The 5,968-nt window shown below is 63.2% G+C and carries 7 protein-coding genes; 2 read left to right on the plus strand and 5 right to left on the minus strand.

All coding sequences use genetic code 11. The features are described from left to right. From AC1D1G_RS40335 to AC1D1G_RS40355, 5 genes are all read right to left on the minus strand, one after another. Nucleotides 1-393 (minus strand): LLM class flavin-dependent oxidoreductase (locus tag AC1D1G_RS40335; protein WP_477956395.1); only part of this gene is annotated, 393 nt, incomplete at its 3' end. Further along, nucleotides 393-1,142, minus strand: a complete 750-nt coding sequence (locus AC1D1G_RS40340; RefSeq protein WP_164062485.1) for a 3,4-dihydroxy-2-butanone-4-phosphate synthase — start codon at nt 1,140-1,142, stop codon at nt 393-395. The genes AC1D1G_RS40340 and AC1D1G_RS40335, both read right to left, overlap by 1 nt. Then, the gene (locus AC1D1G_RS40345; RefSeq protein ID WP_164062486.1) at nt 1,139-1,651 is read right to left on the minus strand and encodes a flavin reductase family protein; all 513 of its coding nucleotides are present in this window, start codon (nt 1,649-1,651) and stop codon (nt 1,139-1,141) included. The genes AC1D1G_RS40340 and AC1D1G_RS40345 overlap by 4 nt, the downstream gene beginning before the upstream one ends. A gap of 32 nt (nt 1,652-1,683) precedes the next feature. Beyond that, nucleotides 1,684-2,814, minus strand: a complete 1,131-nt coding sequence (locus tag AC1D1G_RS40350) for an LLM class flavin-dependent oxidoreductase (RefSeq protein ID WP_283352039.1) — start codon at nt 2,812-2,814, stop codon at nt 1,684-1,686. A gap of 218 nt (nt 2,815-3,032) precedes the next feature. Then, a complete protein-coding gene (locus AC1D1G_RS40355; RefSeq protein ID WP_477956396.1) occupies nt 3,033-3,986 on the minus strand; it encodes a PDR/VanB family oxidoreductase in 954 nt (317 codons plus the stop codon). Nucleotides 3,987-4,371: 385 nt separating this feature from the next. On the opposite strand from AC1D1G_RS40355, the gene AC1D1G_RS40360 reads away from it, so the two are divergent. Then, entirely contained in the window at nt 4,372-5,178 is an 807-nt protein-coding gene (locus AC1D1G_RS40360; RefSeq protein WP_477956393.1) for a FadR/GntR family transcriptional regulator, read from the plus strand. Further along, on the plus strand, nt 5,168-5,968 hold an 801-nt coding region (locus tag AC1D1G_RS40365; RefSeq protein ID WP_477956394.1), incomplete at its 3' end, for an MFS transporter. The genes AC1D1G_RS40360 and AC1D1G_RS40365, both read left to right, overlap by 11 nt.

Here is a 5,968-nt window from a genome sequence, read left to right on the forward strand (position 1 = left end):
GCGCAGTGGAATCTGATAGACGTGTGTGGCGAATCGGATACGGCTGGTCAGCGCGGCGAGGTAGCCGATGGTGCCGATCGGATCGAAGAAGCGTGGGCTCCCGTAGAGGGCCGATTCCGTGGTGGCGACGGCGGCATGATCCCCGACTGTCACATAGTTGTAGCCGAGCGATTCGGCCCCTGTCACTATTCTGGCAAGGTCTTGCGGTTCCGCCGTGTCCTCCCAAGACTGGAGGTTGATCGGCTGGACGATCGGTGTGAAAAAGCCGAACCTCGGGGTCAGGTCTTCGCCTGATCGGGAAGGGTCTGACGGGACGTCTTGGTTGGATGGTGATCGCCCGATGGCGCCATCGGTCGCTCCGTGGCCGGCGGGATCGGTGCTGGGGTTGGACATCACGAGAGGATCGGCACCACGGCCGCGAGGTGGGCGGGCTGCTGGCCGCCCGACGGAGTCCGCGGGAAGACCGGTGCCGGGTTTTCGCCGACATGGCGATCGTTCATCGTGTTACGTCCATTCCTCGATCGCGAGTGTTGCGGGTCAGTATTCGGCATCCAAATGGCCGGGATACCCACGGAGCGCGCAAACGCCCCGGCCTCGTCGGCGGCCATGATCGTGGTCGGATCCTGCACAGAGACGAGCTCGCTGTAAACCGCGGCGGCGGTCAGCCCCGCCGCGTCCACGAGTGCGAGCGCCTGACAAGCGACCGCCGACTCACCGTCACCGTCCCGCGGTCCCGCTACCACCGGCAGGAGGTGCCCCGGTCGCGTGAAATCATCGGGCTGCGCGTTCGGGTCCGCGATCAGACGTGCGGTGCAGGCTCGGTCGTGCGCCGAAATACCGGTGCCTACAGCATATCTCGCGTCGACGGACACTGTGAAACCACCCTGACCTGACTGGCGGAAGCTGTTGTGCATGGGCGGCAGGTTCAGTCGGTCCGCAACGTCCGGTGAAATCGCGACTCGCAGATACCCGGTGCCGTGCCGAACAGCGAACGCCATCAGGTCGGTGGTGGCGTATGCCGCCCCGAACACCATCAATCCCTCGTTTCGGCGAGAATCGAGAGCGACGACCGCTCCACCGCAGGCCAGCCAAGTCGCCGGATCGTCGATAGGGCGCTGGCCAGCAACCCGGAGCCGGGTCATCGGCCCAACGTTCCGCTGACCGTGGCATGCGTGCCGAAGGTACGTCGGTGGTAGGTCAGGGGGGCGCCCTCCCCCAGCCCGACTGCATGGACCAGTCCGGTGACGATGAGATGGTCACCCCCATCGAGAAGATCGGCCGTAGTGCACCGAAAGAAGGTGCTCGACGCTAGCCGCGGAACACCGTCGTGCCAGTGCCAGTCGGTGGAGGTGAAGTCTCCCTTGCCCTTCCTGGCGAACTTCTTTCCGGCATCCTCGGCATCGGTCAACAGGATGTTCACGCCGAACGCGCCGAGCTCCCGCACCGCTGCGAGGAGGCCGGATGCCCGGTCGAGGGCGATCAGGATCATCGGCGGGGCCATGGACAAGGAGCAGAAGGCGCTGACGGTGGTCCCGTACGGTTCACCTGCGGAGTCACGGGTGGTGACCACCGCAACGGGGGTGCAGATGTTTCCCATCGCTTCCCGGAAGAGGTTTTCGTCGATCGGCTTCTCGACGGCAGTAGTGCTCATCTCGATCTCCCTATCGCCATTCATACAGCACGTTATCCGCGCAGACCGGCCTCGACGAGGAGCGGATAGGTCTCGTTTCGGAATCGCGTCATGTCTTCGATGTATCGCGGGAAGGACATCAATACACCATCCAATCCGCAGTCGGTCAGCTTGCCGAGAGTGTCCACGACCTGTTCGCTGGTACCGATAATCGGGAATCCGGCCCAGCCTCCGATGAACTGGCGCTTGATCTTCTCGAGAGCCTGCGGTGGGATGGATTGTGAATTCAAACCCAATGTTGACACCAGGTTCTCGGCCGCTTCCCAATCACCCTTCACATCGACGTAGTAGTCGTGAAATGCGTGGGCAGCCTTCTCGGTTTCGTCTTGGACCACGTATGAGTTGGTCCACACCATGATCTCGCGGCCGTACTCTTCACGTGCCAGCCGCTTGAACGCGGCGACCTCTTCTGCCATTTCCTCCATGTCATATTTGGGTGCGATGAACACGACATCGCAATACTTGGCGCCAAAGTGACGTCCCGCAGCCGAACCACCGGCGTTCATGACCACCGGGTGCGGCTTCTGGATGGGATGAGGGGCGATCGATGCATCGACCACACGGAAGTACTTGCCGTCGAAATTGACCGGGTCCTCGCTGGTCCACAGGGCTTTGACGATCTGGAACCACTCGGCAGCCAGGTCGTATCGCCTGTCGTGCTCGAGCAGCGGGGCGCCGAACATCTCGATCTCGGGCGTGTTCCACCCGGTGACGATATTTAGCGCGAAACGCCCATTGGTGATGTGATCGATCGTGGCCGCCTGCTTCGCCGCCATCACCGGATGGATGGTGGAGACGTGAGAAGTGGCGAAGACACCGGTGCGTTCGGTAACGGTACCTACACCCGCAGCCCAGGTGAAGCATTCGAAACCGGCCCCGTTGAAGTTGGACGGACCACCGAATCCGCGCCACCTTCCGACCGGCACGACCGCCTCGAAATTCATGCCATCGGCCAGCTTCGCAAGTTCGATGGTATTGGGCCATTCGGCTTGCAGTACCCCGTCGATGGTCGAGATGGCGCAGCCGCCCTGGAGGTTCGTCGAGAACGTGCCCAGCCGCAGCTTGCGGTCGCTGTAGACGGGGTTGCCGGCTTCCCGGAGGGAGTCCGCACGGGTTGTGGTCATGATTTCGTCTTTCGTCGGCGACCGTTGCGGGTCGAGAGATGGTGAGGCGAAACGCGTCCGGCGGCACGGCCTGGATGCTTCGAGATGCTGACGAAATGTCTCGGCCGAGACGTGGTGGGCCGAGGTGGTCGTCTGCAGCGAACGCTACGGGCACACACTCACTGTGTCAATCGTCACATTCCACTATTTTGTTGCGACACAACGTTTTACAGAGCCGTTCATAGGTCGAGGACGAGTTCGTCTGATGCGCAGCTGCCGACGCAGATGATCATCGTCTCGCCCGCAGCACGCTCCTGCTCGGTCAGCACGGTGTCTCGGTGTACGGGCGCACCACCGCACACCTTGGTGATGCACGTTCCGCAGAATCCCTCCTCGCAGGAGTACGGGACCTCCGGTCGGACAGCCTGAACGGCTTGGAGCAGCGTCGTGCCGTCCTCGACCTCCACGGTGCGATCGCTGCGCGCCAGCCAGACCCGGAAGGGGCGATCGTGCCGGGCCGCGTCGACGTCCTCATCGCTTCCGGAGGCGGGAGCCCCGAACAGCTCGAAGCGAACGGACACGTCCGGCCTAATCTCGGCCGCAAGGGCACGAAGCGCATCGAGCAGGGCCGTCGGCCCGCAGCTGTACACCGCGCCACCGACGCCGACGCCTTCGAGGATCGCCCGCAGGGGAAGAAGTCCCGAATCGACCTCAGGGACCACGTGGACCGCCGAATCCACCCGAGCGCCGAGCGTGGTCAGCTCTCGGGTGAACGCCATGGTCTCCGAGGACCTGCCGCCATAATGAAGGGACCAGGGCACCTGCCCGCCGGCAACCTCCCGCACCATGCTCAATATCGGTGTTACGCCGATGCCGCCGGCGATGAACGCGTACGACTCGGCGGGCTCGAGCGGAAAATGATTCCGAGGCCCCCGGATCCACAGCTTCTGCCCGACCATTACCGAGTCGTGGATCTCGGCAGATCCGCCTCGGCCGCTATCCTCACGGAGCACCGCGATGGTGTATTGACTGCGATCCGACGGGTCGCCGCACAGCGAGTACTGGCGAATCAGCCCCGACGGTAGCGTGACCTCGACATGCGCCCCCGGCGCCCATTCCGGCAGATCTGATCCGTCGTCGCGAACCAACTGCAGGGAAATGACTTTCTCGGCTTCCCAACGAACCTGAATCACTCTGGCCAAGTAGAGCTCAGCCGTCGCAGCGCCTGCCATAAGCACCTAAACCTCCTGGTCGAACGTGGTGACGAGCCGCCGTGTGCCGGAGGTAACGAATGGCGTCGCCTGTGGTTGGCATCACGTTGGTCTCATGAATAGCCTAATAATGGGATACGCGAGGGTCAATCGCCAAAGCGACGGATAACGGCCGGTCGACACCGCAGCTTGGCGCGGAGTCGACTCGCGTTACACAAAAGCACCGAAGCCTATGGTCACAGGCTCTATCGCCGTCGCACCAGCCGTAGCGCGCAGCGAGAGTCGGGTAGCCGCAGGAAGCGAACCACGCGCCCGCCTCGAATCCAATTAGCATAATGATAGGACCGTGTTGGAGAATGGAGTGGCCATGATCACCGATGTGAACGACCCCGGAGTGGATAGTCCGCCCGAAACAGATCGGCAGCCACGGAGGCGGCCGACGACACGGCGCGCGTACAAGGCTGCCCTGTCCATCGCTCAGCACATCGTCGACGACATCACCACCGGCAGGTTGCGCCCCGGTACCCGTCTCGACCGTGAGCGCGAAATGTTGGTTCGCTTCAACGTGGGCCGCGGTACCCTGCGCGAGGCGCTGCGCTTCCTGGAGATGAGTGGCGTGATCATAGTCAAGGCCGGACCACAGGGCGGTCCCATCGTCGCGGAGCCGGATGCCCACGACCTCGCCAGCATGCTCGGGTTGTTCTTCCAGCTTCGGTCCATGCCGTTCAGCGCACTGGTCGACGCACGCGAGTTGCTCGAGCCCGAACTGGCCGGTCGAGCAGCTGAATTCGCAACCGCGGATGTCGTACAGGAAATCGTCGATTCGGTGCGGGGCATGGAAGCGTTCCTTGCCGACGAGGAGAATTTCATCGCCGAGAACGACCGATTCCACGACATCGTCGCCGCTGCGGCCGACAACGAGATGTTCGCGTTGTTGGTCTCGTCGCTGCACGCGATCACCGACGGGATGCCCCTGGGCATCAGCTACCCCATCGAGCGCCGAGAAGCGGTGTTGCGTGCGCACTCGGCCGTGGCCGACGCGATTGGTACACACGACGCGGAGGGTGCCCGCTGGGCAATGCGCCAGCACATCAGAGAGTTCCACAAGTACGTCAGGACTCATTTCCCCGACATCTATCGGCAACCCGTAAGGTGGCGCGACATTGCCAACTGACACCCTACGAACGGGTGCCCGGCGCCCGTTCACGTCACTGCGGGTACGCAACTTCCGCCTGTTCTTCGTGGGCCGACTCGTCTCCGCTACCGGACAATGGATGCAGACCCTCGCACTGGCCCTGTTCGTCCTCRACGAATCCGGCAGCGGTGTCRCGCTCGGCATGGTGACCTTACTGATGTATTTGCCGCTGCTGGTGGTGGCTCCCTGGATCGGTGCAACGCTCGAGCGGTTGCCGCTCCGCAATGTATTGCTCGTGTCCCAGGCGGTACAAGCGGCACTGGCGGCGATCTTGTGGTCGATGTCCGCGATCGGCACTCTGACAGTTCCGTTGGCGTTGACCGTGGCTGCCTGCGTCGGGCTCGTACAGCCAGTAGACAACCCTGCCCGGCGAAGCTTCGTGTTCGAGATGGTTGGCCGCGAACGAGTGGCAAATGCAGTTGCGCTCAATTCGACGCTGATGACGACGTCGCGGCTGGTCGGCCCGGCGATCGCGGGGCTGCTGGCCTCCACGGTGGGCTTGTCCTGGTGCTTTCTCGCCAACGCACTCTCCTACCTCGTAATTCTCGGCGCACTTGCCCTGATGCGAACCCGGGACCTGCACACCGAGCGAACCGTCGCCGGAACACAAACAACCGAGACGTCGTCACACGCGTCCGTGCTGGACGGGTTCCGCTACGCTCTACGCGACCCCGGGATTCGGTGGCCGCTGGTACTGACGGCGGTGGTCTCACTGCTGTTGCAGAACTATCCTGTTCTGCTGCCCCTGCTCGCACACGAACGCATGAGC

The organism is Rhodococcus sp. P3_B8 (assembly GCF_056402775.1).